Source organism: Herbaspirillum sp. GW103 (genome assembly GCF_000261365.1).
GTDB lineage: Bacteria > Pseudomonadota > Gammaproteobacteria > Burkholderiales > Burkholderiaceae_D > Herbaspirillum.
This window is the reverse complement of sequence record NZ_AJVC01000005.1, coordinates 144,495-167,776: the sequence shown is the minus strand read 5'-3', so window position 1 is coordinate 167,776 and position 23,282 is coordinate 144,495. Positions and strand designations below refer to the sequence as shown.

Here is a 23,282-nt window from a genome sequence, read left to right as displayed (position 1 = left end):
GACTGTCGAAGAGTGAGCAAAACCCGCCGCCAGCAAGGGGGCGGGCAGGGTGACCGGGCTCTCTGAGCCGGTCGCCACCGACAAGACCGCCGTACTGCCGACTGGCGTGTGCATCCCGCCGGCTCCGTGCAACGACGATCCTGCCGTGCCAACCGAATTCATCAACTTGTGGCATTGGAGGTAGCATATGAACCAACCCCTCATGGCAGGCATTCCCGCAGTCAATGCGCCCGCCTGCGTCAAACACCAGAAACTGATCAACTGGGTCGCCGAAATCGCCGCGCTGACCAAGCCGGCTCGCATTTACTGGTGCGATGGTTCGCAGGAAGAATACGATCGCCTGTGCGCGGAAATGGTTGCCGCCGGCACCATGAAGAAGCTCAACGAAGCCAAGCGTCCCAACAGCTACCTGGCCTGTTCCGATCCGTCGGATGTGGCGCGCGTGGAAGACCGCACCTTCATCTGCTCCAAGAACAAGGAAGACGCTGGCCCGACCAACAACTGGACCGATCCGGCCGAGATGCGCCAGACCTTGAATGGTCTCTTCGACGGTTGCATGGCCGGCCGCACCCTGTACGTGGTGCCGTTCTCGATGGGTCCGCTGGGTTCGCCCATCGCGCACATTGGCGTGGAACTGTCGGACTCGCCCTATGTGGCGGTGAACATGCGCATCATGACCCGCATGGGCAAAGCCGTGTACGACGTGCTGGGCAGCGATGGCGAGTTCGTGCCTTGCGTGCACACCGTGGGCGCGCCGCTGGCGGCTGGTCAGAAGGATGTGGCCTGGCCGTGCAATGCCACCAAATACATCGTCCACTATCCGGAAACCCGCGAGATCTGGTCCTACGGTTCGGGCTACGGCGGCAACGCGCTGTTGGGCAAGAAGTGCTTCGCCCTGCGCATCGCCTCCACCATGGGCCGCGCCCAGGGCTGGCTGGCCGAGCACATGCTGATCCTGGGTGTGGAGTCGCCCGAAGGCAAGAAGCATTACGTGGCAGCGGCCTTCCCCTCGGCCTGCGGCAAGACCAACTTCGCCATGCTGATCCCGCCCAAGGCCTTCGGCGGCTGGAAGGTCACCACCATCGGTGACGACATCGCCTGGATCAAGCCGGGTGCCGATGGCCGCCTGTATGCCATCAACCCGGAAGCCGGCTATTTCGGCGTGGCCCCGGGCACCAACGAAAAGAGCAACTACAACTGCATGGCCTCGGTGTCGGCCAATACCATCTTCACCAACGTGGCGCTGACCGATGATGGCGATGTCTGGTGGGAAGGAATGACCAAGGAAGCGCCGGCGCACCTGATCGACTGGCAGGGCAAGGACTGGACCCCGGAAATCGGCAAGGAAACCGGCCGCAAGGCAGCGCACCCGAACGCCCGCTTCACCGTCGCAGCCACCCAGAACCCGGTGATCGATCCGGCCTGGGACGATCCGGCCGGCGTACCGATCTCGGCCTTCATCTTCGGTGGTCGCCGTTCCACCACCGTGCCGCTGGTGACTGAAGCCCGCAACTGGGTTGAAGGCGTCTACATGGCCGCGACCATGGGTTCGGAAACCACCGCTGCGGCCGTCGGCCAGCAGGGCGTGGTGCGCCGCGATCCGTTCGCCATGCTGCCGTTCGCCGGTTACAACATGAGCGAATACTTCCAGCACTGGCTGGACATCGGCAAGAAGATCGCTGCTTCGCCCGCCGAGCTGCCCAAGATCTACTGCGTGAACTGGTTCCGCACCGATGCCGATGGCAAGTTCGTCTGGCCCGGCTTCGGCGACAACATGCGCGTGCTGAAGTGGATGCTGGACCGCATCGAGGATCCGCAGGGCGTCAAGACCGGCGGTGTCGAGCACCTCTTCGGCATCACCCCGCGTTTCGAGGATCTGCAATGGGAAGGCCTGGACTTCAGCGCCGAACAGTTCACCACCATCACCTCCATCGACAAGGCCGCCTGGGTCAAGGAACTGGAGCTGCATGCGGAACTGTTCGACAAGCTCAAGCACAAGCTGCCGGCTGAACTGCAAGGCGTCAAGGACAAGCTGGAGAAGAAGCTGGCAGCCTAAGCTGACCGGTTCGGAGAAGACAGGAAGCGCCTGCCGCAGTGATGCGGCGGGCGTTTTCTTTTTGCCGGGCAGACCTGGCGCGAGTGTTCGTTCAGCCAGCCATGGGCAAGGTCAGCGGCATGAGCGCCGCCCGCAATGCCTCCGGCAACGCCACCGGCCTGCGGCTGCCACGATCCACGTACACGTGCACGAAGTGGCCTTGCGCAGCGGCAGTGTCTTCACCCGCCTTGAAGATGCCCAGCTCGTAACGCACGCTGCTGCGCCCCAGATGCGCCACCCGAACACCCACTTCGATCAGGTCCGGAAAAGCGACGGAAGCGAAATAGTTGCAATGCGTTTCAATGACCAGCCCGATCACTTCTCCCCGCTCGATATCCAGCACACCCTGCTGCACCAGATAATGGTTCACGGCGGTATCGAACCAGCTGTAGTAGATGACATTGTTGACGTGGCCATAAACGTCGTTGTCCATCCAGCGCGTCGCAATGGCGTGAAAATGCGGGAAATCGGCGCGGCGGCCGGGTTGGGGACGGTGCTCGCTCATCGGTTCATCAGAGTCAGGATTGGTCGGCTTGTGCACCTGCACAAGAATGGCGTGCTTGCAGTAACATTGCTTCCACTTCCGGTCGTGCCCGCTGCAGGGCGCTGCCGGAAGTGTTCCATCTTAAGCGATCATGGTTGGCAATTGGCCAGTGTCGTGCTTGCATCTGCGCGGGCCGACGCCATGTGTTTGTGGTGACCGCGCCGTTTGCGCTCGCCGGCGCTGCCGATAGCCGGATCCTCAAGACTGATAGTTAAATCCAATCAAAAGTATTGATTAAATAAAATTGATCTATTTTGTTGGGCGTTCTACTATTCATCCCATCGCTTCACTCAACCCCCTTTAAAAGGAAATCGACAATGTCCCTGATCAACACCACTATCAAGCCGTTCAAGGCAACCGCTTACCACGATGGCAAGTTCGTCGACATCACCGAAGCCACCCTGAAGGGCAAGTGGTCCGTGTTCGTGTTCTACCCGGCCGACTTCACTTTCGTGTGCCCGACCGAGCTGGAAGATCTGGCCGACAACTACGCTGAATTCAAGAAGCTGGGCGTTGAAATCTACGGCGTGTCCACCGACACCCACTTCGCTCACAAGGCATGGCACGACACCTCGGAAGCCATCAAGAAGGTCCAGTACCCGCTGGTGGGCGACCCGACCGCGACCCTGGCACGCAATTTCGAAGTGCTGATCGAAGAAGAAGGCCTGGCACTGCGCGGCACCTTCGTGATCAATCCGGAAGGCGAAATCAAGGTCATGGAAGTGCATGACAACGGCATCGGCCGTGACGCTTCGGAACTGCTGCGCAAGGTCAAGGCCGCCCAGTACGTCGCATCGCACCCGGGTGAAGTCTGCCCCGCCAAGTGGGAAGAAGGCGCCGCCACCCTGAAGCCTTCGCTGGACCTGGTCGGCAAGATCTAAGCAACATCCCGCCGTATCGCGCCAGCCAAGCGCTGTTCTCCGGCTGGCGCTGCACTGAATATCCCGCAGTATCCGTCCTGACCCGCTCCCCCCCGGGCAAGCGGCCGACCCTCACAAGGGCGAGGCCGTGGTCAGGGCGACCCTAGAATCTCTCAACGAGGAAGTAATCATCATGCTTGATGCCAATCTCAAGACCCAATTGAAGGCCTATCTGGAAAAGGTCAGCCACCCGATCGAGATCGTCGCGTCGCTCGATGATGGCGCCAAGTCCCGTGAGATGCAGGAACTCCTGCAAGACATCGTGCTGCTGTCGGACCGCATCAAGCTGGTCGAGCAACGCGGTGCCGATGCCCAGGGACGTACCCCGTCCTTCAAACTGAACCGCCCCGGGACCCACATCAGCGTCGAATTCGCCGCGATCCCCATGGGCCACGAATTTACCTCCCTGGTGCTGGCGCTGCTGCAAGTCGGCGGCCACCCGGTCAAGCTCGACGACAAGGTCATCGAGCAGATCAAGAACCTGGACGGCGACTATCGCTTCGAGACCTACGTCTCGCTGACCTGCCAGAACTGCCCGGAAGTCGTGCAGGCGCTCAACGTGATGTCCATCATCAATCCGCGCATCCAGTCGGTCACCATCGACGGCGCGCTGTTCCAGGGTGAAGTCGAGCAACGCCAGATCATGGCCGTGCCGACCGTCTACATGAACGGTGAAGTCTTCGGCCAGGGCCGTACCGGCGTGGAAGAGATCCTCGCCAAGCTCGACACCGGTGCCGCTGCCCGCAAGGGTGAAGAACTGAGCGCCAAGGAGCCGTACGACGTGCTCATCGTCGGCGGTGGCCCTGCCGGTGCAGCCGCTGCCATCTATGCAGCGCGCAAGGGCATCCGTACCGGCGTGGTGGCCGAGCGTTTCGGTGGGCAGGTGCTCGATACGCTGGCCATCGAGAACTTCATCTCGGTGCAGGAAACCGAAGGTCCGCAATTCGCGACCGCGCTGGAACAGCACGTGCGTGCCTATGACGTCGACATCATGAACGTGCAACGCGCTGAGGCATTGGTGCCGGGCGACAAGCTGATCGAAGTGAAGCTGGCCAATGGCGGCGTGTTGAAGGGCAAGACCGTGATCCTCTCCACCGGTGCCCGCTGGCGCAACGTCAACGTGCCGGGCGAGCAGGAATACAAGAACAAGGGCGTGGCCTATTGCCCGCACTGCGATGGTCCGCTGTTCAAGGGCAAGCGCGTGTCGGTGATCGGCGGCGGCAACTCGGGCGTGGAAGCGGCCATCGACCTGGCCGGTATCGTCGCCCATGTGACCCTGATCGAGTTCGCGGCTGAACTCAAGGCCGATGCCGTGCTGGTACGCAAGTTGAAGAGCCTGCCCAATGTGACCATCGTGACCTCGGCGCAGACCACCGAGATCACCGGCGATGGCCAGCGCGTCAACGGCATCAGCTACAAGGAGCGCGAGAGCGGCGAGATCAGGCATGTGGAACTGGAAGGCGTGTTCGTCCAGATCGGCCTGGTGCCCAACACCGAATGGCTCAAGGGAACCCTGGCCTTGTCCAAACACGGCGAGATCGAGATCGATGCCAAGGGACAGACCTCGATTCCGGGCGTCTTCGCCGCAGGCGACGTGACCACCGTGCCGTACAAGCAGATCGTCATCGCCGTGGGTGCAGGTGCGACGGCAGCCCTGTCGGCCTTCGATCACCTGATCCGTTCGTCGGCCGATGACGTGGCTCCGGCAGTGGCCAAGGAAGCCGTGGCTGCCTGAGCCAGCTCAGTCTGGACGTCCACAAGTTGAAACGCCACCGCTGAGACGGTGGCGTTTTTTTGCGCGGACGAAGCTCGCACGAGGGCATGATAAAACGCCATCGGTTTCCCGATGGCGTTTTGCATGGTGCAACTGCCTGTGGCTCGGTTACTTGAACATCAGACGCAGCGAATCCCAGGCACGACCGATGAAGCCCGCCGGGCCCACCGATTCCAGTGCGATCACCGGCAGTTCGGCCACGGTCTTGTCGTCGATGGTCACCTTCAGGGTGCCGACCTTGGCGTTTTCCGAGATCGGGGCGATCAGCGGATCATTGCGCTCCAGCTTGGTCTTGACCTTGTCGGCCGTGCCCTTGGGGATGGTGATGTAGACATCGTTCTTGAAGCCGACCTTGATCTTGCTCTGCGAACCCTTCCACACGTCAGGCGTGTCGACGGCCTGGCCCTTGGCGTAGAGCTTGACGGCATCGAAGTTCTGGAAGCCCCAGTTGAGCAGCTTCTGGCTTTCCTGAGTGCGGACCGCGTCGGAGACGGTACCGATCACCACCGAGATCAGGCGACGCTCGCCGTTGGGCACCGGGCGATGGGCCGAGGTGATCAGCGAATAACCGGCGCTGGAAGTGTGACCGGTCTTCATGCCGTCCACCGTCGGGTCCAGCCACAGCAGACGGTTGCGGTTGGGCTGGGTGATGTTGTTGTAGGTGAACTTCTTGACCGAGTAGTAGCGCTTGTAATAGTCGGGGAAGTCGTTGATCAGGTTGCGGCACAGAATCGACAGGTCGCGCGCCGTGGTATAGGTGTCCGGGCTGGGCAGACCATGCGGGTTGCTGAAATGGGTGTTGGTCAGGCCCTGGCGCTGGGCTTCACGGTTCATCAGCTGCACGAAGGCGTCTTCGGTACCGGAGACCGCTTCGGCCACGGCCACGGCGGCATCGTTGCCCGACACCGAGATCAGGCCATAGAGCAGATTGTCGATGGAGACCGGCTTGTTGGGCTCGATGAACATCTTGGAGCTGCTCGGATCAACCTTCCAGGCATTGACCGAGACATTGACTTCCTGCTCCAGGCTCAGGCGCTTGTCGCGCAGCGCGGCGAAGGCCAGGTAGGCGGTCATCAGCTTGGTCAGCGAGGCCGGTTCCACGCGGGTGTCGGCCTCACTGGAGGCGATCACCTGGTTGGCCGAAGCATCGAGCAGCAGCCAGCTCTTGGCCGCCACGGTCGGCGGCGGCAGGCTTTGGGCGGAGGCGGTGACGGCGGAAAGGGAAAGGACGGTTGCGGCGAATGCCGCGAGAAGCTTTTTCATCGGTGCCTAAGAAAAATTGCCAGCACGGGGGGACATCGTAGCTGTTGGTTTGAAAAGAGGGTGAGGCAGGACGGATCAGTCGGGTTCAATCAGTGTGAACAGCCTGGCAAAGGCTCGCTGCTTCTGACTGGCTGGTCGCACTGAATTATAAAACGTCATGCGGCATCGTTCCCAATTGAATGAATCTTCATCCCCGAAAATCCCCTCACGATACCGGCATGGCGCCCTGGGCTCGCCTCGCGCAGCGCCGCCATGGCTTCGGGATGGACGTCGGACTTGTCGGAAACGTTCAGGCCTGAAGCTGCGCCGGGCGGCGATGCCAGCTTTCGACCACGACATTTTTGATATGTTGCAGCTTGCGGTGAAAAAAGTGATCCGAGCCCGGAATCACTACGACCGGCAGCTCTTGAGGGCGCGCCCAGTCCAGCACGGCGGACAGGGGAATGGTGTCGTCCTGCTCGCCGTGGATCAGGATGGTATTGGCCGGTGCCGGTGGCATGGGCCACTTTCCGGCCGCCGTGCCCACCAGTACCAGTCGCTCGGCGGCGCTGGCCGCATCCTGCTGCTGCAGACGCTGCTGCAATTGCGCCTGGACGAAGGTGCCGAAGGAGAATCCTCCCAGCGCCAACGGCAGCTCGGGATATTGGGTGCGCATGTGCTGCAGCAGCAGGGCCATGTCGTCGGTCTCGCCGGCGCCATGGTCATGCACGCCTTCGGACTTGCCCACGCCGCGGAAATTCATGCGCACCGCTACGTAGCCCAGCGCCAGGAAGGTGCGGGCCAGGGTTTGCGCGACCTTGTTGTCCATGGTGCCGCCGTAGAGCGGATGCGGATGGGCCACCAGGGCCAGGCCGACCGGCGCGGCAAATTGCTCGGGGTCCGGCAGATCGAGCGCGCATTCGAGCTGGCCGACGGCACCGGCGATCTGGAAGTGTTGGGTATGTACGTTCATGGCGTGCGGGAAAACGGATGAGGGAAGCTTGCTGCGACGGGCATGGCGGGCCGCAGCATGCTCAAAGTTTCATATCGTCAGATTTTCAGGCGATCCACGACCTTGCCGCCGACGATGTGGCTGTCGATGATCTCGTCGATGTCTTCATTGTCGACGTAGGTGTACCAGGTGCCTTGCGGGTAGATCACCACGACCGGGCCTTCCTCGCAGCGCTCCAGGCATCCGGCCTTGTTGATGCGGACCTTGCCGGGCGCGGACAGGCCCAGTTGCTTGATGCGCTTCTTGGCATGTTCCTGGGCGGCCTGCGCGCCCTTGTCGGCACAGCAGGTACGTTCGCCCGGCTGGCGCTGGTTCAGGCAGAAGAAGACGTGATGTTCGTAATAGGGTTGCTCTTGATCGCTCATGGGATGACCTGTGGAGAGTGGCGACGGTGCCGGTGCGGGCCGGCAAAGCGTCAATGATACACCTCGCTCAAGCCGGCCTGCGGTGCACCGGATGGAGCAGGAACCAGATCGCCAGGAAGGGCCACAGCACCGAGAGGAACTGCGCGGCGCCGTCGAAGTTGAGGAATTTGCCCTGCACCCAGGTTTCCAGCGTGGAGATGTAATAGGGATTGGCCGGGACCGCATTGGTCACCATCAGGCTCAGAATCAGCGCCAGTGCGGCCACCCGACGCTGTGCCGTGGGCGGTGCCCAGGCCAGCCCGACGATCATCATGGTCCCCAGCATGATGCCACCCACGGCGCTGGGCGAGATCCACACGAAGGCGTTCTGCGGTGCGAAGAAGAGGGCGCAGGCCAGTGACTTGGTGGCGATGCAGGCCAGCAGGTACAGCGCCACCAGCCGGCGACGCGGAGCCTGACGCCGCATCAGCAGCAGCACCAGCAGGGCCGCGCCGGTCAGGCCGCAGGCGGTGACGATGACGTCGGCCAGCCAGTATTGTTCGGCACTCGGCTGCACGCTGTTGAGCCAGGTGGTGGCCAGGTCGATGGGGGTATCGAACAGATCGGAGAACAAGGCCGACAGCGGCGGCACCAGATGGCCCAGACCGAACAGGTGATTCTGTGGAAAGATCAGCGCCAGCGGCCACAGGCCGGCCACCACCAGGCCCCGGCTGGCTTCGCCCGAGAACCAGCGGCGGCGCAGCAGCAGGAAGCGGCTCTCGTGCAGGAAATAACGGCTGCAGGCCGCTCCCAGCAGGGCGCCCAGGGCCACGCCCAGCGCGTTGGTCAACAGGTCGAGGTTGGAGGGTACACGGGTCGGCAGATAGGTCTGCACCGCCTCCATGCAGGCCGACAGGAGCGTGCCGGCCAGTATGGCCGGCCACACCGCCCACCAGGGACGCAGGTGCGGATGCAGGGCCAGTACCAGCAGCAGGCCCACCGGCACGTAACCGGCGACGTTGGTCCAGACATCGAACACGGTCCAGTAGTAGGGCAGGCGCGCGCCCAGATAATCAAAGGGCATGAGCCCCATGTCACGCCAGCCGGAGAAGGGATACCAGCTGGCATAGACGATCAGCAGCGTATAGACCAGCAGGCTCACGCGCGCGAACGAGGAGGCCGCCGGCGCACTGGCCGGGGCAGCAGGAGGCTCGCAGCGGGAGTCGGGTGGAACGGGCATGGGCCAGAGGGTAACCGATTTCGCAAGAGGTGGTCGCTGCCGGCCATCGTCTTTACCTTTGCGTTTGTCTGGCATCCGGCATCCCGCGTCAGCCCGCTCTGCCGTTACAATGCGCGCATGACACTGACTTTTCCCATGCCCGCCGAGCCTGAATCGGCGCCGCTGGTGCGCCCAGAGCGCATCGGCATGCTTCTGGCCGGTTCCGACCCCCAGGGCCAGCAACGTATCGATGTCGAAGCCGTGGCCGTGACCGGCTCCACCAATGTCGACCTGATGCAGCGCCTGTCCACCTTGCAGCGCCCGCTGCTGCTGGTGGCCGATCGCCAGAGCGCCGGTCGTGGCCGCGCGGGACGCCCCTGGCGTGCCGCGGCGGAAGATTCGCTGACCTTCTCACTGGCCTGGCGCCTGCAGCGGCCCACGCACGCGCTGCTGGGCTTGCCGCTGGCCGTCGGTGTGGCCCTGGCCGAGGCGCTGGAAGTGTTCGGTATCCGCCCGCAATTGAAATGGCCCAATGACGTCCTGCGCGATGGCGCCAAGCTGGCCGGTATCCTGATCGAGACCGCCGCCGACGGCCGCCAGGGCGAGGCCACCTGGGCCGTCATCGGCATCGGCCTGAACCTGGCGGTACCACCAGGCCTGGAAGATGAACTGCAGCGCGCGGTCGGGGCTGCGCCCGAACTGAAGAAGCCGCCGCGCGAGACCGTGCTGGCCATCATCGCCAGCGCCCTCGCCGGCGTTCTGGAGGAGTTCGAGGCGCGCGGCTTCGGGGCCTTCGTCAAGCGCTGGGAAGCCTTCCACGCCTATGCCGGGCAGGCCGTCAAGATCGTCGAGAATGGCCGCGTCCTGCAGGAAGGCACCGCGATGGGCGTGGACATGATGGGCCGCTTCCTCATCGAGACCGGGAGCGGACAGGTCGAGATCCTGGCCGGGGATGTCTCGTTGCGGCTGCAAGACGCATGATGCTGCTGGTCGATGCCGGCAATACCCGCATCAAGTGGGCGCTGGTGGCCGATGCGGACCGTGGCGCCGCCCCGCCCTTGCCGTGGCGGCAGCAAGGCGCGGTGGAGCGTGCCGAGGTCGAGGCGCTGGCGCTGGACTGGGCGGCGCTCACCGGCCTGATGGCCAGCGATGCGGACCTGCAGGTCGCCGTCTCCAATGTCGCCGGACCGGCCTTGCGGGATCGCCTGCAGGCCATCTTGTACGCTGTCTTCGGGCCGCGTGTGATCATCGAATGGTTTGCCTCCGCGCCCGAGCGGGCCGGCATACGCAATGGCTACCGCCATCCCGGCCAGCTGGGCTGTGACCGCTTTGCCGCAGCCATCGGTGCGCGCTCGCTGTTTCCCGATGAGCAGTTGCTGGTAGCCACATGCGGTACGGCCACGACCATCGACGTCATCAGCGCCGAGGGCGTGTTCGAAGGCGGCATGATCCTGCCGGGCTTTGGCACCATGGCCACCTCGCTGGCCCTCAATACGGCCCAGTTGCCCCGCATCGATGGCGCGGCGCCACCCGAGCGGATGTTTGCCGACAATACGGTCGATGCCATCGTCGCCGGCTGCATCGCAGCCCAGGTCGGGGCCATCGAGCACGCGCTGGCCGAGCGCCGCCGCCGGCATCCCGGCGCAGCCTTGCGCTGCCTGCTGGCCGGTGGCGCGGGGATACTGCTGGCGCCTTACCTGGCGCTGGGCGATACGCCGCTGGAAAAGGTGGATAATCTGGTGCTCATTGGCCTCTATACGGCCATGAACCATGGACGCTGAACGCCTGTCCATGCAGGCAGACAAATCAATCAGGGCAAGGAAGACTGGGCGCGGATGAAGCTGAAACTGCTTTTTTGGCTGTTGCTGGTGGGTAACGTGGTCCTGTTCGGGCTCTCACGCGGTTATTTTGGTGCCAGCGCGACCGAACGGCGTGAACCGCAGCGCCTGACCCAACAATTGCGGCCCGAGCTGTTGAGCCTGCTGCCGGCCAATAGCGAGAAGCTGGCTTCGCAACTGCGCGCGCAAGCTGCGACGGCGCCCGCCGCCGGTACCGATGCCGCTGCGACGGCCACGCCTGTGGCCCCCGATGCACCGACGCCGGCCGCGACAGCCGCGACGGCGGCAACGACGGCACCGACAGCACCGACAGCACCGACAGCGGCGACCCCGCAGCTTGCTGCGGTCACCCCTTCCTGTACCGAAGTCGGCAACTTCACTGCCGCCGATGCCCGCCGCTTCTCGGAACAACTGGCCAGCCTCAAGCTGGGCGACAAGGTGGTCCAGAAGCTGACCCAGGACGTCACCAGCCATATGGTCTTCATCCCGCCTCAGGATGGTCGCGACGGTGCCGAGCGGCGTATTGCCGAGCTGCGGCGCCTGGGGATCGGCGATTTCTATGTCATTCCGGACAGCTTCCCCAATCCGGCGCTGCGTAACGGCGTCTCGCTGGGCATCTTCCGTACCGAAGAGGCGGCCAAGGCGTATGTCGGCCAGCTGATCTCGCGCGGCGTGCGCAGCGCGCGCATCATCGCGCGTCGTTCGGGGGCCGGCAAACAGGTGTTCCAGCTGCGTGATCTGAGCCCGGAAGCTCGCACCGCGCTGGACAATATCAAGAGCGCCTTCCCGGATCAGGAAATCCGCGCCTGCGGCGCCTGAGCGCGGCGGCGTTGTCTGGATCGCACACGTCCCATGTTGCAGTGCGAAGCCGGGCGGCTTTCCATGTAAAATCGCGTCCCTAACCGCATCACCCCATCACCCATCACTTTTTCCTCATCGCATCGACAGGACATTGCCATGACCACCGACCTCACCCACGTAGCCCCCCAGATCAAAGCCGAAATCCTGGCCGAGGCGCTGCCGTATATCCGCAAATTCCACGGCAAGACCATCGTGGTCAAGTACGGCGGCAATGCGATGACGGAAGAAAGCCTGAAGCACGGCTTCGCCCGCGACGTGATCCTGTTGAAGCTGGTGGGCATGAACCCGGTGGTGGTCCACGGCGGTGGCCCGCAGATCGATGCAGCGCTCAAGAAGATCGGCAAGCAGGGTACTTTCGTGCAGGGCATGCGCATTACCGATGAAGAAACCATGGAAGTGGTGGAATGGGTGCTGGGCGGTGAGGTGCAGCAGGACATCGTGATGCTGATCAATCACTACGGCGGCCAGGCGGTGGGCCTGACCGGCAAGGATGGCGGCCTGATCCGCGCGCGCAAGATGCAGATGCCGGACAAGGAGCATCCCGGTGCCTTCCTGGACATCGGCTACGTGGGCGAGATCGAGGCGATCAACCCGGCGGTGGTCAAGGCGCTGCAGGATGATGCCTTCATCCCCATCATCTCGCCCATCGGGTTTGGTGACGATGGCCAGGCCTACAACATCAATGCCGATGTGGTGGCCGGCAAGATCGCCGAGATCCTGCATGCCGAAAAGCTGATCATGATGACCAACATCGCCGGCGTGCAAGACAAGGCCGGCAACCTGCTGACCGACCTGTCGGCGCGCGAGATCGACGAGATGTTTGCCGACGGCACCATCTCCGGCGGCATGCTGCCCAAGATTTCCTCGGCCCTGGATGCGGCCAAGTCGGGCGTGAACACGGTGCACATCATCGACGGCCGCATCGAACACTCGCTGCTGCTGGAAGTGCTGACCGAACAGGCTTTCGGGACCATGATCCGTTCGCACTGATCGCATCGATCGCCCTGCAGCGCAGAGGTGACGAAAAAGGGATGAGTTTGCGCTCATCCCTTTTTATTTATCCACAGCGCTTCCAATAGAGTTAATAGAGTTGCGTTACCTGCAATCCCTTCTTGGCGAGCAAGGCCGGCACGCTGTCAGGTCCGACCAGATGCAGGATACCGATGGCCGCGACCGCATGATCGTGCTCACCGAGCAGTTCGGCAATGCCTGCGGCCAGGCCCGGATTGCGTTTGCGCAGCAGCGTGTCCACCGCAAAGCGGCTGGTGAAGCTGTCATCCTGCTGCATCTCCTGCAAGGCGGCAGCAAAGCCGGCACTGTCGGCGCGACGCCAGGCGCCGACCAGGCGGTCCAGCTTGCGGGTGAGGTCGGCATCGTCCAGTTCCTGCAGGGTGTCGGCCAGGAATTGCCCCTGCTGGGCCGGGGTCAACTGGCTCAACAGACTCATCTGGCGCTCGGCGCTTTCCAGTTCCACGATCTTGCCACCATGGGCGCGCACGGTCGCGGCCAGGTGGCTGTCCACGGCCAGGTCGGTACGATAGCCATGGCGCACATATTCCTGCACCGTCAGGGCCATGGCCAGCATCCATGGGCGCATCTGCTGTACGCTCTCGGGGGACAGACCGAAACGCTGCAGCGTGGTCTCGGTGCGCTGACGCAGCGCCGGGTCGAGCTGATCCAGCAGGTGCTGTCCGGCGGGATAGAGCGCATGGCGCTGCACCGCGCTCTGCATGGCAGCGGCGTTCTGCGGGTCCAGCTCCAGCGCCAGCATGGGGGTGGTGGCCAAAGCCTGTTGCAGCGTCGGTTCGAGCGGGTAGAAATCAGGGGCGCCGACGTGGATGGTGCCAAACAGCAGCAGCGTGTGGCGGCCATCCGAGACCTGGTAGAGCGCGCCGCGCGGCGGGGCGGGTGGGGAGGTCTCCGCAGGCGTGGCCGCGCGGGCAGGGCAGAGCAAGTTCAGGCAGGACAGCCAGGTCAAACTCACTATAATCAAGCGTTGCATCAATCCGGTCACTGCTGGCCTTTCTTTCCTAGCTTGCTGAAGGTGCGCCCCCGTCATGGCGGCGCGCCGGTCTTTTTATGGCGTCCAATACTACACCGCTCTGGTTGTTCGATCTCGACAACACCCTGCACAACGCCTCGCACGCGATCTTCCCCGCCATCAATACCAACATGAACCGCATCATCAAGCGCGTGCTGGACAACGATGGGCAGCCGAGCGACGAGGCGGCGGTCAATTACCTGCGGCGGCATTACTGGAAGCTCTACGGCGCCACCCTCCTGGGTCTGGTGCGCCACCATGGCCTGGGCGTGGATGAGTTTCTGCACGAAGCCCATCTCTTCGATGACCTGCCCGGCATGGTCCGTGCCGAGCGTGGCATCGGGCGCTGGCTCGCGCAGTTGCCGGGGCAGAAGATCCTGCTGACCAATGCACCGCGTCGTTATTCTCGGGAGCTGGTGCGCCATTTGGGACTGCACCGGCATTTCTCGCATCACATCTCCATCGAATCCATGCACGTGCATCGCCAGCTGCGGCCCAAGCCCTCGCGCATCATGCTGCGCAAGCTGCTGGCGCGCCACAAGGTGGCCCCGCATCGCTGCATCCTGGTGGAAGATACGGTGGATAACCTGAAGAGCGCCCGCGAGCTGGGTGTGCGCACGGCGTGGGTGACCCAGTACCTGCGCGGCAGCCAGGCCCTGCTGGGGCACATGGGCGGGCAGCGCGCGCTGAGTCGCTTGCCGGGTTTTGTCGATGTGAAGGTTCGTTCAGTGCGGCAGTTGCCGCGACGGCTGGCGGCGCTGGGGGCTGCTCGCTGACGTGAAGGGATTTGTCAAAAGTCAGTCAGCGCAATCGGCGCACCAACCCTTGATGGTCAGTTCCACTTCGTGACTCTGGAAGCCCTTGCCCAGGGTCTTGCGCAAGGCCGATTGCAGTTGCGCGGCGGTGGAGCGGTGGCGGTCGGCGTCGGGCAGGACGGTGGCCAGGAAGTCGGTGCCATCGCTGGCATCCAGGCAGAACACGCGATTGCAGCGGGTGCATTTGAAATGGCCGTGCTGGTGCTGCTTGCCCTGCGGATGGTCGTGCAGGCCGTGCTCAGGATGATCGGCGCCGGCGCTGTAGCGGAAGATGCGGTCGTCGCTGGAGATCTTGTGCGCCAGACCGGCTTCGGTCAGGCAATCGAGGGCACGGTAGAGCGTGACCCGGTCCATTTCGGCGAAGCGATCCTGGATATCTTGATGAGAGGCAGCGCTGCGGGTTTCCAGCAGGGCGCCCAGCACGTTGACCCGGGCTTGCGTCACGCGCACCCCGGCCTCGCGCAACTGTGCCTCGGCGAGCGCAGTCACCGTCGCGGCCTGGACGGCGGTGCTGGCGGGAGCGGAAACGGCGGCTTTGGCTTTCATGGTCGGCATGGGCGGTTGGGCTGGGCCAGGGGACTGGCGAAAGAAGCTAAAGAAACGAGGCGCGCGACACGCGCAAGCCTCCATTCTAGCCGATGCCGGCCCGGCGCTCGTTCGGTATCGGTCGGCGGCTATTTCCCGCCGCCTTTGCGGGCACGCGGATGGGCCTGGTCATAGACCTGGGCCAGGCGCTGGAAGTCCAGTGCGGTATAGACCTGGGTCGCGGTGATGGAGGCGTGGCCCAGCATTTCCTGCACCGCCCGCAGGTCGCCCGAACTTTGCAGGACGTGCGAGGCGAAGGAGTGGCGCAGCATGTGCGGATGCACGTCGGCAGGCATGTCCACCCCTTTGCCATGGGCCTTCAGGCGCAGCTGCGTGACCCGGGGCGACATGCGGGCGCCGCGTTCATTGATAAACAGCGCATGCACATCCGTGCCGCCATCGGCCTTGACCAGAGCGGCGCGCAAGGGCAGCCAGTCGCGGATTGCCTGCAGGGCAGCCTGGCCCACCGGGACCTTGCGCTTCTTGCCGCCCTTGCCTGTGACCGTGACCTCGGCCTCGTCCAGGTCGATCCAGCCAGCGGATTCATAGCTGCCCTCGCGGAGGTCGGCCACATCGATGCCGACCAGCTCCGAGACACGCAATCCGCTCGAATAGAGCAACTCGAACATGGCCCGGTTGCAGGCGGCCAGGGTGGAGTCGGGATCGCGCGCCGGATCGGCCTGCGATACCAGGCGGATGGCGTCATCGGCCGGCAGGGCCTTGGGCAGGGGTTTGCTTTTCTTGGGAGGCTTGACGCCATCGACCGGGTTGGCCGGCATCGCCTGTTCCTGCGCCAGCCAGGCGAACAGGCCACGCCATGCCGACAGCTTGCGCGAGATGGACCGCGCATTGAGTCCGCGCGCATGCAGGCGCGCGGCGCATTTGCGGATCTGGACCTGGGTCACGCGCTGCAGCGCAGGTTCAGGGGCATCCGGCGGCGCATCCGCAGGCGCCAGCAGGGCGCGCAACTCCTGCAGGTCGCGCGCATAGCCATCCAGCGTATGCGGCGACAGCTTGCGCTGGCTGCGCAGGAAAGAAAGATACTGTGCGATCAGGGAAGAAGCCGGGGAAGTGCCGCCATCCATGCCGTGACTCCCCCTGGGTGAGAGCGCTCAGCGCAGCAGGCAGGCCAGGGCGGCGCTGCCGGTTTCGCCGATGCGGGTCAGGAAGTCGGTCCCCATGTCGGCCGTGAAGCGATTCGGATCGGGCGAGCCCAGGACCAGCAGGCCGAAGGCTTCGGGGGCCGCGCCCACGCGCAGGGGCAGCATGGCGAGCGATTTGACGGAGCTCGCATCGTCCAGCCAGGTGGCGGCTTCGAAATCCTTGTTGGGGCCGCAGAAGGGCGCAGCCAGGCCATTGGCGAAGATGCGCGCGTCCTCCGAGACTTCCTGTGTGGCCCAGTTGTCGGCGTGGGTGGGGCCCAGGTTCCACAGGCGTACCGTCACTTGCGGCACGTGGAAGATTTCCTGCAGCCGGTCCACCAGCACGCGCGGTAGGTCGGCGGCATCACGCGTCAACAGCAGTGCGCGGCTCCATGCCTGGAACTTGCTGGTGATCTCGTCGTTTTCCTGGGCGATGCGCATCAGGTCGGCCATGCGCAGTTCCTGTACCCGGATCTTTTCGCGCAGGATTTCCATCTGGCGTTCCTGCAGCGAGACGGCACGGCCCATGACCGGGCTGGTCAGCTTGACCGTCGAAAGCAGTTCCGCATGCTCCTCGAAGAAGTGCGGGTGGTCGAGCAGGTAGTCGGCAATCAGGCTGGAATCCAGTTCGGTGGTCATCTTCGCGGGGTCTGTGTTGGAGTGCCGGCTGCGCGCGGGGAGGGTGCGCCGGAAATATCGCGAGATTATCCTCGCTATCGGACACACTGACAATCATCGGCGCCGTTCTCCGCAGAAGCACGGGGCGATCGTGCCGGATGGGAGCAAAAAGAAAGAGGCCTGCATGATTGCTCATGCAGGCCTCTTTCGGTACGACTCAGGTTCAGATCAGGTTGAAACCGATGTATTCACACCGGTCTCAGCTCCATGAATTAGAACTTGTGACGGATACCAACGGCAACAGCGGTTTGGCTGTTGTCGGCGCTGCCGATGGTGGCAGTGCCAGTTGCATCACCGAACACGCCGGTGTTGGCCATGTCCTTGGCGTGGATGTTGGCGACGAATGCGTACAGGTCGGTACGCTTGGACAGCCAGTAGTCAGCGCCCAGGCTAACTTGGGTCAGCTTGCCCTTGGAGGACGAGTTGAAGTCAGCACGGGTGTGGGTCACTGCGCCCAGCAGCTTCAGCGACGGGCTCAGGGAGTAGGCGGTACCCAGTTCATAGATATCGGCCTTGTTGGCCACGCCCAGGGTCTTCGAAGCCAGAGCGGTCGGCGAAGTGGTGTTCAGGTCTTGCTTGACGCGCGAGTAGTTACCGTACACGCGGGCCGGGCCGAACTGGTAGGAAGCCACGACGTTCAGGGCCTTCAGGGCGCTGTTGCCAGCTTGAGTGGCGCTAGCGGTCGACAGCAGGGCGGTATCCGAAGGAGTTGCACCTTGCTTGGACTGGTAGTAGGTGACGCCCAGACCCAGAGGACCGTTGTCGTACTTGCCGCCGATGCCGAAGGACTGACCAGCGGTGGTCTTGCCAGCGGTTTCGCCGAAGCCGTAGATCAGGTTGCCGGTGAAGCCGCTCAGGTTGGCGGTGGTGTAGGCAATCGAGTTGTTGGTACGGGTGCCTTCCAGGCGATCCAGGTTGTGGCCGACGGCGCCAACCACGCTACCGAAGTCGTTCACGGAGGTGTAAGCGGAGATGGTGTCAGCGAAGTCGGTTTGACGGCCCAGGGTCACGGAGCCGAAGCCACCCGACAGACCGACGATCGACTTGCGGCGGAACAGGTTGGTGGTACCGGTGGTGCCATCTTGACCGTTCAGAGCGCCGTTGTCATTGTTGAAGCCGGTTTCCAGTTGGAACAGGGCCGACAGACCGCCGCCCAGATCTTCCACGCCCTTGAAGCCGATACGCGAACCTTGGATGACGCCGGAGTTCACGCCGAACTTGCTGCCGGTGCTGCCGGTGCCGGCAGTGTTGACAGCCTTGCTGGTGTAAGCGAGACCGGTATCAACGATACCGTAGATAGTAACGGAGCTTTGTGCTTGAGCAGCACCTGCGAACGCGCCGAGGACGGCCAGTGCCAGCAGAGATTTTTTCATTTGACATCCTTCTATAAAAATAGTCTTGAGGATCCGTACTTCTGGTCGGATGGTGAGACATTAAGGGTTCTCATTTGGCGTGGCCGCAGATTGGTCACGTGGAGGGCGGAATTTTGGTTGAAAGCGTCAATCCACTGGAGGAGTGTTGTTTTTTTCAAACGCTTTCCTGCCCGTCAATGCCGGACAGGCAAATTTTGGCTTGCACCTTGTCACTCATTAACGGCATGGCAGGGGAGAACTTGATCCGTCCCGTCTCGTCAATCGATCTGTTGTTAAAACGATTCATTTAGATACTTTTCGAGGGAATTTTAAAAAAATGTCGATTGTGGGTCATAATTTTGGCTTTCTGACCTGATGTGGAGGGTGGATGGCCAACCGCGAGGACCTTGCAATCATCCGCGCAGCACGTGCCGGAGAGGCAGCGGCGCAACTGACCCTGGGCAAGCGTTATCTGTTTGGCGGCAATGGTTTGCCGCAAAGTCCCGGGACTGCGTACCACTGGCTGGAGCGGGCCGCACGGCAGGGGCAGGCCGATGCCTGGATGCTCATAGCCCAACATATTCCGTATGAAGTGGTGCTCCAGCTTGCCCGGCCGCACGAAGCGGCACAGTGGTATGAACGTGCGTTCGACGATGGTTTCACCCGGGCCGGCCTGGTGCTGGCCCGACTGGTGCTGGAGCATCCGTCCGGCACGGCCGCTGCCAGCGCCGAACAGAAGGCGCATGCCCTGCGTGCGCTGGAAGTGGTGGCCGGCGAGGGCAATGCCGATGCCCAGTGGCTGCTGGCGCGCCAGGGCGAGCGCATGCCGGCCCCGGAAGCGGCCGCCGTCGCGCTCAAACCTGAACAATTGCAGCAGTGGACGCAAAAGGCCGCCGATGCCGGCATCGAGCAGGCCCAGCATGCGCTGGCTGACAGTGCCTGGCGTCAGTCCGACGCGACCGCCTTCCAGCAGCGCGCCCAACCGCTGGCCGATGCCCTGTTGCGTCAACACGAATCCGGCATGGCCCAGCTCAATGCACCGTCCGAGGCGCTGGCCGCTGCCTTGGGCCAGCAGAACATCCTTCTGCTGCGTCGCCTGGCGCAGGTTCATCTGGAGGACAAGCGTCCCGACCTGCCGCGGGCGCAGCAATTGCTGGAACTGGCTGCGCTGGCCTGTGATCGCGATGCGCAACTGGCCCTGGGCCTGCTGTATGGCCGGGTCGATGAATCCGGCGCGCGGCGTTTCGCCGGGCAGGGTTCGGCCAATTACAAGAAGGCGATCCGCTGGCTGACCCTGGCCGGGGAGCAGGGGATGGCTGCGGCATGGTATGTGCTCTCGCGTATTTATCTGAAGCCCGAATTTTCGCAGCGCAATCTTGCCGACGTGCAGCATTACCTGGAACGCGCCGCCGAGATGGGCCATGTGGACGCCCAGCTGGAATGTGGCGTGGGCGCCTGGCGCAACCGGCGCGATGATCCTGCCAACGATGTACGCGCCTTGTACTGGCTGCAAAAGGCCGCCACCCAAGGCGCGCAAGAAGCCCAGGCCCTGCTGGACAAGGTGGCCGATCGCCCGCAGGCCGCCGCCTGGGCCGTCCAGGCGCGCGCGCAGATGAGCCGCGAGCAGGTCAACGCCCATCCTTTCCTGGCCGCGCGCATCGAGTTGGCCATGCTGTTCGGCCTGACCCGCCCGGAAGCTCTGCTGGTCGACCTGAAACAGGCCGATTGCGGCCACTGTCTGATGATCGACATCCGCAGCCAGTACGCACGCAGCAAGCGGCGGCTCATCATGGTGGAGACCGGCGAACAGCGCGGTGCGCTCAACCGTATCGGACGACTCTTCGAAGACATGGACTGCGGGCCTAGCGGCCCTGAAGGCAACTACCGCCAGCGGCTGTATCGCCTCAAGACCCTTTTGCCTCAGTCGCAGGAAGACGAGGAAGCCGAGGCGCAGGATTTGGCTGCCTGAATCCGATGCTGCCCGGTCAACGAAAAACGGCTTGCCGCTCGGCAAGCCGTTTTCTCATGGTCGCACCCTGCGGTCGCTGCAGGATCAGAGCGAATCGGGCAGTTCGATCTCGCCTTCAAAGACGGTCACCGCCGGCCCGGTCATCATCACCGGTTCGCCCGGGCCGGCCCAGGCGATGTTGAGCACGCCGCCATGCGTCTGGACCGCCACCGGCGAATCCAGCAGGCCACGGCGCACACCCGCCACCACCGCCGCACAGGCACCGGTGCCGCAGGCCAGGGTTTCGCCCGCGCCGCGTTCGTAGACGCGCAGGTTGATGTGGTGGCGGTCCACGACCTGCATGAAGCCGGCATTGACGCGCTTGGGGAAGCGTTCATGGTGTTCGATCAGCGGGCCGTCCACCAGTACCGGGGCGGCTTCGCTGTCTTCCACCACTTGCACGGCGTGCGGATTGCCCATCGATACCACCGAGATCCACGTCGTCTTGCCGGCCACTTCCAGTGGCCACAGCGTATCGTCGGCTTCAGTCCGGTACTGCAGGTTGCGGCTGTCGAAGGGCACGTCAGCGGGCGTGAGGATGGGGGCGCCCATGTCCACGGTGATCTGGCCATCTTCTTCCAGGCGCGGCTCAATCACGCCGGACATGGTTTCCACGCGGATGGCGCGCTTGTCGGTGAGCCCCTTTTCGGTGACGAAGCGCACGAAAGCCCGCGCACCATTGCCGCATTGCTCGACCTCGCCGCCATCAGCGTTGTAGATACGATAACGGAAATCCACACCGGCGCCTTGCGCCTTTTCCACCACCAGCATCTGGTCGGCACCGATGCCGAAGCGACGATCGGCGATGAACTGCCACTGGGCGGGCGTGAGCGAAATGGCCTGGTTCACGGCATCAAGCACGACGAAATCGTTGCCGGCACCGTGCATCTTGGTAAATTTGATTTTCATCACTTCATTATAAGTACGTGCGGCCCTTTTCAAAGGGCTGCAGGATGGCCGGTGTCAGTGCTGGCCCTTGCGGTAGAGGTCTGGTTCACCCGGCGGGCGGTTCTTGAAACGCTTGTGCGCCCAGAAATATTCAGCCGGGGCTTCCAATACGCGTTCTTCGATGAAGGCATTCATGCGCCGCGTGGCGGCCACGATATCGTCGCCCGGATAGTTTTCCCAGGCCGGATGGAAGGTGGTCTTCCAGCCGCGATAGCCGGGCAGGAAAGTCGTGATCACCGGTACCACCGAGGCCCCGGTGGCTGCGGCGATGCGGGCAGTGGCCGTCAGGGTGGCGGCGGGCACCCCGAAGAAGGGGACGAATTCGGCATCACGGGTGCCGAAATCCATGTCGGGCAGCATGATGAAGGGCAGCCCTTCGCGCATGGCCCGAATGATGGGCTTGACCCCCTTCTCGCGCGCCAGCAGCGTGACTGGTCGAAAGCGCGAGCGGCCCTTTAACAGGGCCTGATCCACCACCTCGTTCTGCTGGCGGGCGTAGATGGTGCAGACCGAATAATCCGAATTGAGCACCAGCGCGATACCGGGAATTTCCAGGCAGACGAAGTGCGGACACAGCAGGATGGTGGGACCCTTGTTCAGCGTCTCGAAAGGAATGCCGGGCTCGACCTGGATGAGGCGCTTCAAGCGAGACTCTGGCGCCCACCACAGGATGCCGCGTTCCAGGGCGCTGCGGGCGTAGGCCTGGAAGTGGCGGCGGGCGATCAGGCGACGCTCCTGCTCGGTCTTCTCGGGGAAGCACAGGCGCAGGTTGATGAGCGTGATACGGCGGCGCGGCCGCATATAGAGATAGAGCAGCCAGCCCAGCGCCTCGCCCAGCCGCCCGAGGATGGGCAGCGGCAACCAGTGCAGCAGCCACATCAGCCCGATCAGGAGCCTCATTGCGCAGCTCCCGGCGGGGTGACGCCAGGGGGCGTCTTGTAGCGGTTGTAGCTCCAGATGTATTGCGCCGGGCAGCGGGCGATCAGCTTTTCCATGGCCGCGTTGATGGCGCGGGCTTGCTGTTCGGGCGTCTGGCCCAGTTCTCCCTCGAAGGGCACGAAGTGGATGGCATAACCCCGTCCCCAGGACAAGCGCTCGGCATAGGCCAGGATGATGGGCGCACCGCTCATCTGCTGCAGCTTGGCCGGCAGGGTCATGGTGTAGGCCGGCTTGCCGAAGAAGTCGGCCCACACGCCTTCGCCGTTCTGCGGCACCTGGTCCGGCAGCAGGCCGATGGCCTGGCCATTCTTCAAGGCCTTGAGCAGGATACGCACGCCGGACAGGTTGGCCGGCGCCAGATGCAGGTTGGCGCGGGCACGGGCACCTTCGATGAGCGGCTTGAGCGCGGCCTTGCGCGGCGGGCGGTACAGTACGCTCAGGCTGTCATGGCGCGCTACCGACTGCGCCGAAATCTCGAAACAGCCCAGGTGCGGGGTCAGGAAGACGATGCCGGCCTTGGCATCCAGCGCTTGCTGGACCAGCTCCCAGTTGACGATGCGCGCCGTGCGCAGTACCCGCTTGGGGCTCGCGCACCAGATGAAGGGCAGCTCGAACATGCCCTTGCCGGCTTCGCCGACGGATTTCCAGAGACTGCCGCGATGACCGGCCAGGGTGATGTTGTCGGTCAGGCGGCGGCGATAGGACGGCGAGAGCAGGAACACCAGCCATCCCACCCCCACGCCGAGGGCATGCAAGGCCGGTAACGGCAGGAAAGAGAGCAGGCGGAATAAAGAAACGAGCATACTTGCCGATAACAGAAAGGCGGAGTTGCTCCGCCGTTACATTGCAGAAAAATGCAAGAGGCGTAAAATAGCACATGCCGTCGAGTTAATGACAACTTGCGAGACGGGGTACAAATTTCGCT

Annotated in this window: 22 protein-coding genes; 9 read left to right on the top strand and 13 right to left on the bottom strand. The window is 63.5% G+C overall.

Annotated elements, in window-relative coordinates; genetic code table 11:
* The first annotated feature begins 187 nt into the window (after positions 1 to 187).
* On the top strand, positions 188 to 2,056 hold the full coding sequence (locus GWL_RS17935; RefSeq protein WP_034351380.1) for a phosphoenolpyruvate carboxykinase (GTP): 1,869 nt from the start codon (positions 188 to 190) through the stop codon (positions 2,054 to 2,056).
* A gap of 91 nt (positions 2,057 to 2,147) precedes the next feature.
* On the opposite strand, the gene GWL_RS17930 is transcribed toward GWL_RS17935, so the two are convergent.
* Entirely contained in the window at positions 2,148 to 2,600 is a 453-nt protein-coding gene (locus GWL_RS17930; RefSeq protein WP_034351379.1) for a thioesterase family protein, read from the bottom strand.
* A 356-nt stretch (positions 2,601 to 2,956) separates the two neighbouring features.
* Between GWL_RS17930 and ahpC the strand changes: the two genes are divergently transcribed.
* Both ahpC and ahpF read left to right on the top strand, forming a co-directional pair.
* Complete coding sequence (gene ahpC / locus GWL_RS17925; RefSeq protein WP_008332872.1) at positions 2,957 to 3,520, top strand: alkyl hydroperoxide reductase subunit C; 564 nt, start codon at positions 2,957 to 2,959, stop codon at positions 3,518 to 3,520.
* A 172-nt stretch (positions 3,521 to 3,692) separates the two neighbouring features.
* Complete coding sequence (gene ahpF / locus GWL_RS17920; protein ID WP_008332866.1) at positions 3,693 to 5,294, top strand: alkyl hydroperoxide reductase subunit F; 1,602 nt, start codon at positions 3,693 to 3,695, stop codon at positions 5,292 to 5,294.
* A gap of 147 nt (positions 5,295 to 5,441) precedes the next feature.
* Here the strand turns inward: ahpF and GWL_RS17915 are convergent, their stop codons facing one another.
* The 4 genes from GWL_RS17915 to GWL_RS17900 all read right to left on the bottom strand — a co-directional run bounded on the left by GWL_RS17915 (position 5,442) and on the right by GWL_RS17900 (position 9,171).
* The gene (locus GWL_RS17915; protein WP_008332864.1) at positions 5,442 to 6,596 is read right to left on the bottom strand and encodes a D-alanyl-D-alanine carboxypeptidase family protein; all 1,155 of its coding nucleotides are present in this window, start codon (positions 6,594 to 6,596) and stop codon (positions 5,442 to 5,444) included.
* A gap of 289 nt (positions 6,597 to 6,885) precedes the next feature.
* Positions 6,886 to 7,548: an alpha/beta hydrolase gene (locus GWL_RS17910; RefSeq protein WP_008332862.1), complete on the bottom strand. Its 663-nt coding sequence runs from the start codon at positions 7,546 to 7,548 to the stop codon at positions 6,886 to 6,888.
* A gap of 77 nt (positions 7,549 to 7,625) precedes the next feature.
* Positions 7,626 to 7,952 (bottom strand): ferredoxin, encoded by a 327-nt coding sequence (locus tag GWL_RS17905; RefSeq protein WP_008332860.1) that lies wholly within the window; start codon positions 7,950 to 7,952, stop codon positions 7,626 to 7,628.
* Between the two features lie 67 nt (positions 7,953 to 8,019).
* Complete coding sequence (locus tag GWL_RS17900) at positions 8,020 to 9,171, bottom strand: VanZ family protein (protein ID WP_034351376.1); 1,152 nt, start codon at positions 9,169 to 9,171, stop codon at positions 8,020 to 8,022.
* Between the two features lie 117 nt (positions 9,172 to 9,288).
* Here GWL_RS17900 and GWL_RS17895 point away from each other — a divergent pair, with 117 nt between their 5' ends.
* The 4 genes from GWL_RS17895 (at position 9,289) to argB (ending at position 12,839) form a co-directional block, all read left to right on the top strand.
* The gene (locus tag GWL_RS17895; RefSeq protein ID WP_008332847.1) at positions 9,289 to 10,131 is read left to right on the top strand and encodes a biotin--[acetyl-CoA-carboxylase] ligase; all 843 of its coding nucleotides are present in this window, start codon (positions 9,289 to 9,291) and stop codon (positions 10,129 to 10,131) included.
* Positions 10,128 to 10,931, top strand: a complete 804-nt coding sequence (locus GWL_RS17890) for a type III pantothenate kinase (protein WP_034351374.1) — start codon at positions 10,128 to 10,130, stop codon at positions 10,929 to 10,931. The genes GWL_RS17895 and GWL_RS17890 overlap by 4 nt, the downstream gene beginning before the upstream one ends.
* A 54-nt stretch (positions 10,932 to 10,985) precedes the next feature.
* A complete protein-coding gene (locus tag GWL_RS17885; RefSeq protein WP_008332845.1) occupies positions 10,986 to 11,807 on the top strand; it encodes a hypothetical protein in 822 nt (273 codons plus the stop codon).
* A 138-nt stretch (positions 11,808 to 11,945) separates the two neighbouring features.
* Entirely contained in the window at positions 11,946 to 12,839 is an 894-nt protein-coding gene (gene argB, locus GWL_RS17880) for an acetylglutamate kinase (protein WP_008332843.1), read from the top strand.
* Between the two features lie 91 nt (positions 12,840 to 12,930).
* Here argB and GWL_RS17875 read toward each other — a convergent pair whose 3' ends face one another.
* Positions 12,931 to 13,833, bottom strand: a complete 903-nt coding sequence (locus GWL_RS17875) for a TraB/GumN family protein (protein ID WP_008332838.1) — start codon at positions 13,831 to 13,833, stop codon at positions 12,931 to 12,933.
* Positions 13,834 to 13,928: 95 nt separating this feature from the next.
* On the opposite strand from GWL_RS17875, the gene GWL_RS17870 reads away from it, so the two are divergent.
* Positions 13,929 to 14,666, top strand: a complete 738-nt coding sequence (locus GWL_RS17870; RefSeq protein WP_008332836.1) for an HAD-IA family hydrolase — start codon at positions 13,929 to 13,931, stop codon at positions 14,664 to 14,666.
* Between the two features lie 21 nt (positions 14,667 to 14,687).
* On the opposite strand, the gene GWL_RS17865 is transcribed toward GWL_RS17870, so the two are convergent.
* From GWL_RS17865 to GWL_RS17850, 4 genes are all read right to left on the bottom strand, one after another.
* Positions 14,688 to 15,260: a Fur family transcriptional regulator gene (locus tag GWL_RS17865; RefSeq protein WP_008332834.1), complete on the bottom strand. Its 573-nt coding sequence runs from the start codon at positions 15,258 to 15,260 to the stop codon at positions 14,688 to 14,690.
* 119 nt (positions 15,261 to 15,379) lie between these two features.
* Positions 15,380 to 16,375 (bottom strand): tyrosine recombinase XerC, encoded by a 996-nt coding sequence (locus GWL_RS17860; protein WP_008332832.1) that lies wholly within the window; start codon positions 16,373 to 16,375, stop codon positions 15,380 to 15,382.
* Positions 16,376 to 16,402: 27 nt separating this feature from the next.
* Positions 16,403 to 17,071: a DUF484 family protein gene (locus tag GWL_RS17855; protein ID WP_008332829.1), complete on the bottom strand. Its 669-nt coding sequence runs from the start codon at positions 17,069 to 17,071 to the stop codon at positions 16,403 to 16,405.
* A 251-nt stretch (positions 17,072 to 17,322) separates the two neighbouring features.
* Positions 17,323 to 18,483: a porin gene (locus GWL_RS17850; RefSeq protein ID WP_008332827.1), complete on the bottom strand. Its 1,161-nt coding sequence runs from the start codon at positions 18,481 to 18,483 to the stop codon at positions 17,323 to 17,325.
* 367 nt (positions 18,484 to 18,850) lie between these two features.
* On the opposite strand from GWL_RS17850, the gene GWL_RS17845 reads away from it, so the two are divergent.
* Entirely contained in the window at positions 18,851 to 20,431 is a 1,581-nt protein-coding gene (locus GWL_RS17845) for an SEL1-like repeat protein (RefSeq protein WP_008332824.1), read from the top strand.
* Between the two features lie 84 nt (positions 20,432 to 20,515).
* On the opposite strand, the gene dapF is transcribed toward GWL_RS17845, so the two are convergent.
* Genes dapF through GWL_RS17830 form a run of 3 tightly spaced genes read right to left on the bottom strand, consistent with a single transcriptional unit; the run spans position 20,516 to position 23,160 of the window.
* Positions 20,516 to 21,379, bottom strand: coding sequence for a diaminopimelate epimerase (dapF, locus tag GWL_RS17840; RefSeq protein ID WP_008332823.1), 864 nt, complete (start codon positions 21,377 to 21,379; stop codon positions 20,516 to 20,518).
* Positions 21,380 to 21,433: 54 nt separating this feature from the next.
* Complete coding sequence (locus tag GWL_RS17835) at positions 21,434 to 22,318, bottom strand: lipid A biosynthesis acyltransferase (RefSeq protein WP_008332822.1); 885 nt, start codon at positions 22,316 to 22,318, stop codon at positions 21,434 to 21,436.
* On the bottom strand, positions 22,315 to 23,160 hold the full coding sequence (locus GWL_RS17830; protein WP_008332821.1) for a lysophospholipid acyltransferase family protein: 846 nt from the start codon (positions 23,158 to 23,160) through the stop codon (positions 22,315 to 22,317). The genes GWL_RS17835 and GWL_RS17830 overlap by 4 nt, the downstream gene beginning before the upstream one ends.
* Positions 23,161 to 23,282: the final 122 nt, after the last annotated feature.

Excerpts from the sequence above, each read along its gene's own strand:
- GWL_RS17830 (WP_008332821.1), bottom strand. The coding sequence starts at position 23,160 with ATGCTCGTTTCTTTATTCCGCCTGCTCTCTTTCCTGCCGTTACCGGCC.
- GWL_RS17865 (WP_008332834.1), bottom strand. The coding sequence starts at position 15,260 with ATGCCGACCATGAAAGCCAAAGCCGCCGTTTCCGCTCCCGCCAGCACC.
- GWL_RS17905 (WP_008332860.1), bottom strand. The coding sequence starts at position 7,952 with ATGAGCGATCAAGAGCAACCCTATTACGAACATCACGTCTTCTTCTGC.
- GWL_RS17870 (WP_008332836.1), top strand. The coding sequence starts at position 13,929 with ATGGCGTCCAATACTACACCGCTCTGGTTGTTCGATCTCGACAACACC.
- GWL_RS17900 (WP_034351376.1), bottom strand. The coding sequence starts at position 9,171 with ATGCCCGTTCCACCCGACTCCCGCTGCGAGCCTCCTGCTGCCCCGGCC.
- GWL_RS17910 (WP_008332862.1), bottom strand. The coding sequence starts at position 7,548 with ATGAACGTACATACCCAACACTTCCAGATCGCCGGTGCCGTCGGCCAG.
- dapF (WP_008332823.1), bottom strand. The coding sequence starts at position 21,379 with ATGAAAATCAAATTTACCAAGATGCACGGTGCCGGCAACGATTTCGTC.
- GWL_RS17895 (WP_008332847.1), top strand. The coding sequence starts at position 9,289 with ATGACACTGACTTTTCCCATGCCCGCCGAGCCTGAATCGGCGCCGCTG.
- GWL_RS17915 (WP_008332864.1), bottom strand. The coding sequence starts at position 6,596 with ATGAAAAAGCTTCTCGCGGCATTCGCCGCAACCGTCCTTTCCCTTTCC.
- GWL_RS17850 (WP_008332827.1), bottom strand. The coding sequence starts at position 18,483 with ATGAAAAAATCTCTGCTGGCACTGGCCGTCCTCGGCGCGTTCGCAGGT.
- GWL_RS17935 (WP_034351380.1), top strand. The coding sequence starts at position 188 with ATGAACCAACCCCTCATGGCAGGCATTCCCGCAGTCAATGCGCCCGCC.
- GWL_RS17885 (WP_008332845.1), top strand. The coding sequence starts at position 10,986 with ATGAAGCTGAAACTGCTTTTTTGGCTGTTGCTGGTGGGTAACGTGGTC.
- GWL_RS17835 (WP_008332822.1), bottom strand. The coding sequence starts at position 22,318 with ATGAGGCTCCTGATCGGGCTGATGTGGCTGCTGCACTGGTTGCCGCTG.
- ahpC (WP_008332872.1), top strand. The coding sequence starts at position 2,957 with ATGTCCCTGATCAACACCACTATCAAGCCGTTCAAGGCAACCGCTTAC.
- GWL_RS17845 (WP_008332824.1), top strand. The coding sequence starts at position 18,851 with ATGGCCAACCGCGAGGACCTTGCAATCATCCGCGCAGCACGTGCCGGA.
- GWL_RS17860 (WP_008332832.1), bottom strand. The coding sequence starts at position 16,375 with ATGGATGGCGGCACTTCCCCGGCTTCTTCCCTGATCGCACAGTATCTT.
- GWL_RS17855 (WP_008332829.1), bottom strand. The coding sequence starts at position 17,071 with ATGACCACCGAACTGGATTCCAGCCTGATTGCCGACTACCTGCTCGAC.
- argB (WP_008332843.1), top strand. The coding sequence starts at position 11,946 with ATGACCACCGACCTCACCCACGTAGCCCCCCAGATCAAAGCCGAAATC.
- ahpF (WP_008332866.1), top strand. The coding sequence starts at position 3,693 with ATGCTTGATGCCAATCTCAAGACCCAATTGAAGGCCTATCTGGAAAAG.
- GWL_RS17930 (WP_034351379.1), bottom strand. The coding sequence starts at position 2,600 with ATGAGCGAGCACCGTCCCCAACCCGGCCGCCGCGCCGATTTCCCGCAT.
- GWL_RS17890 (WP_034351374.1), top strand. The coding sequence starts at position 10,128 with ATGATGCTGCTGGTCGATGCCGGCAATACCCGCATCAAGTGGGCGCTG.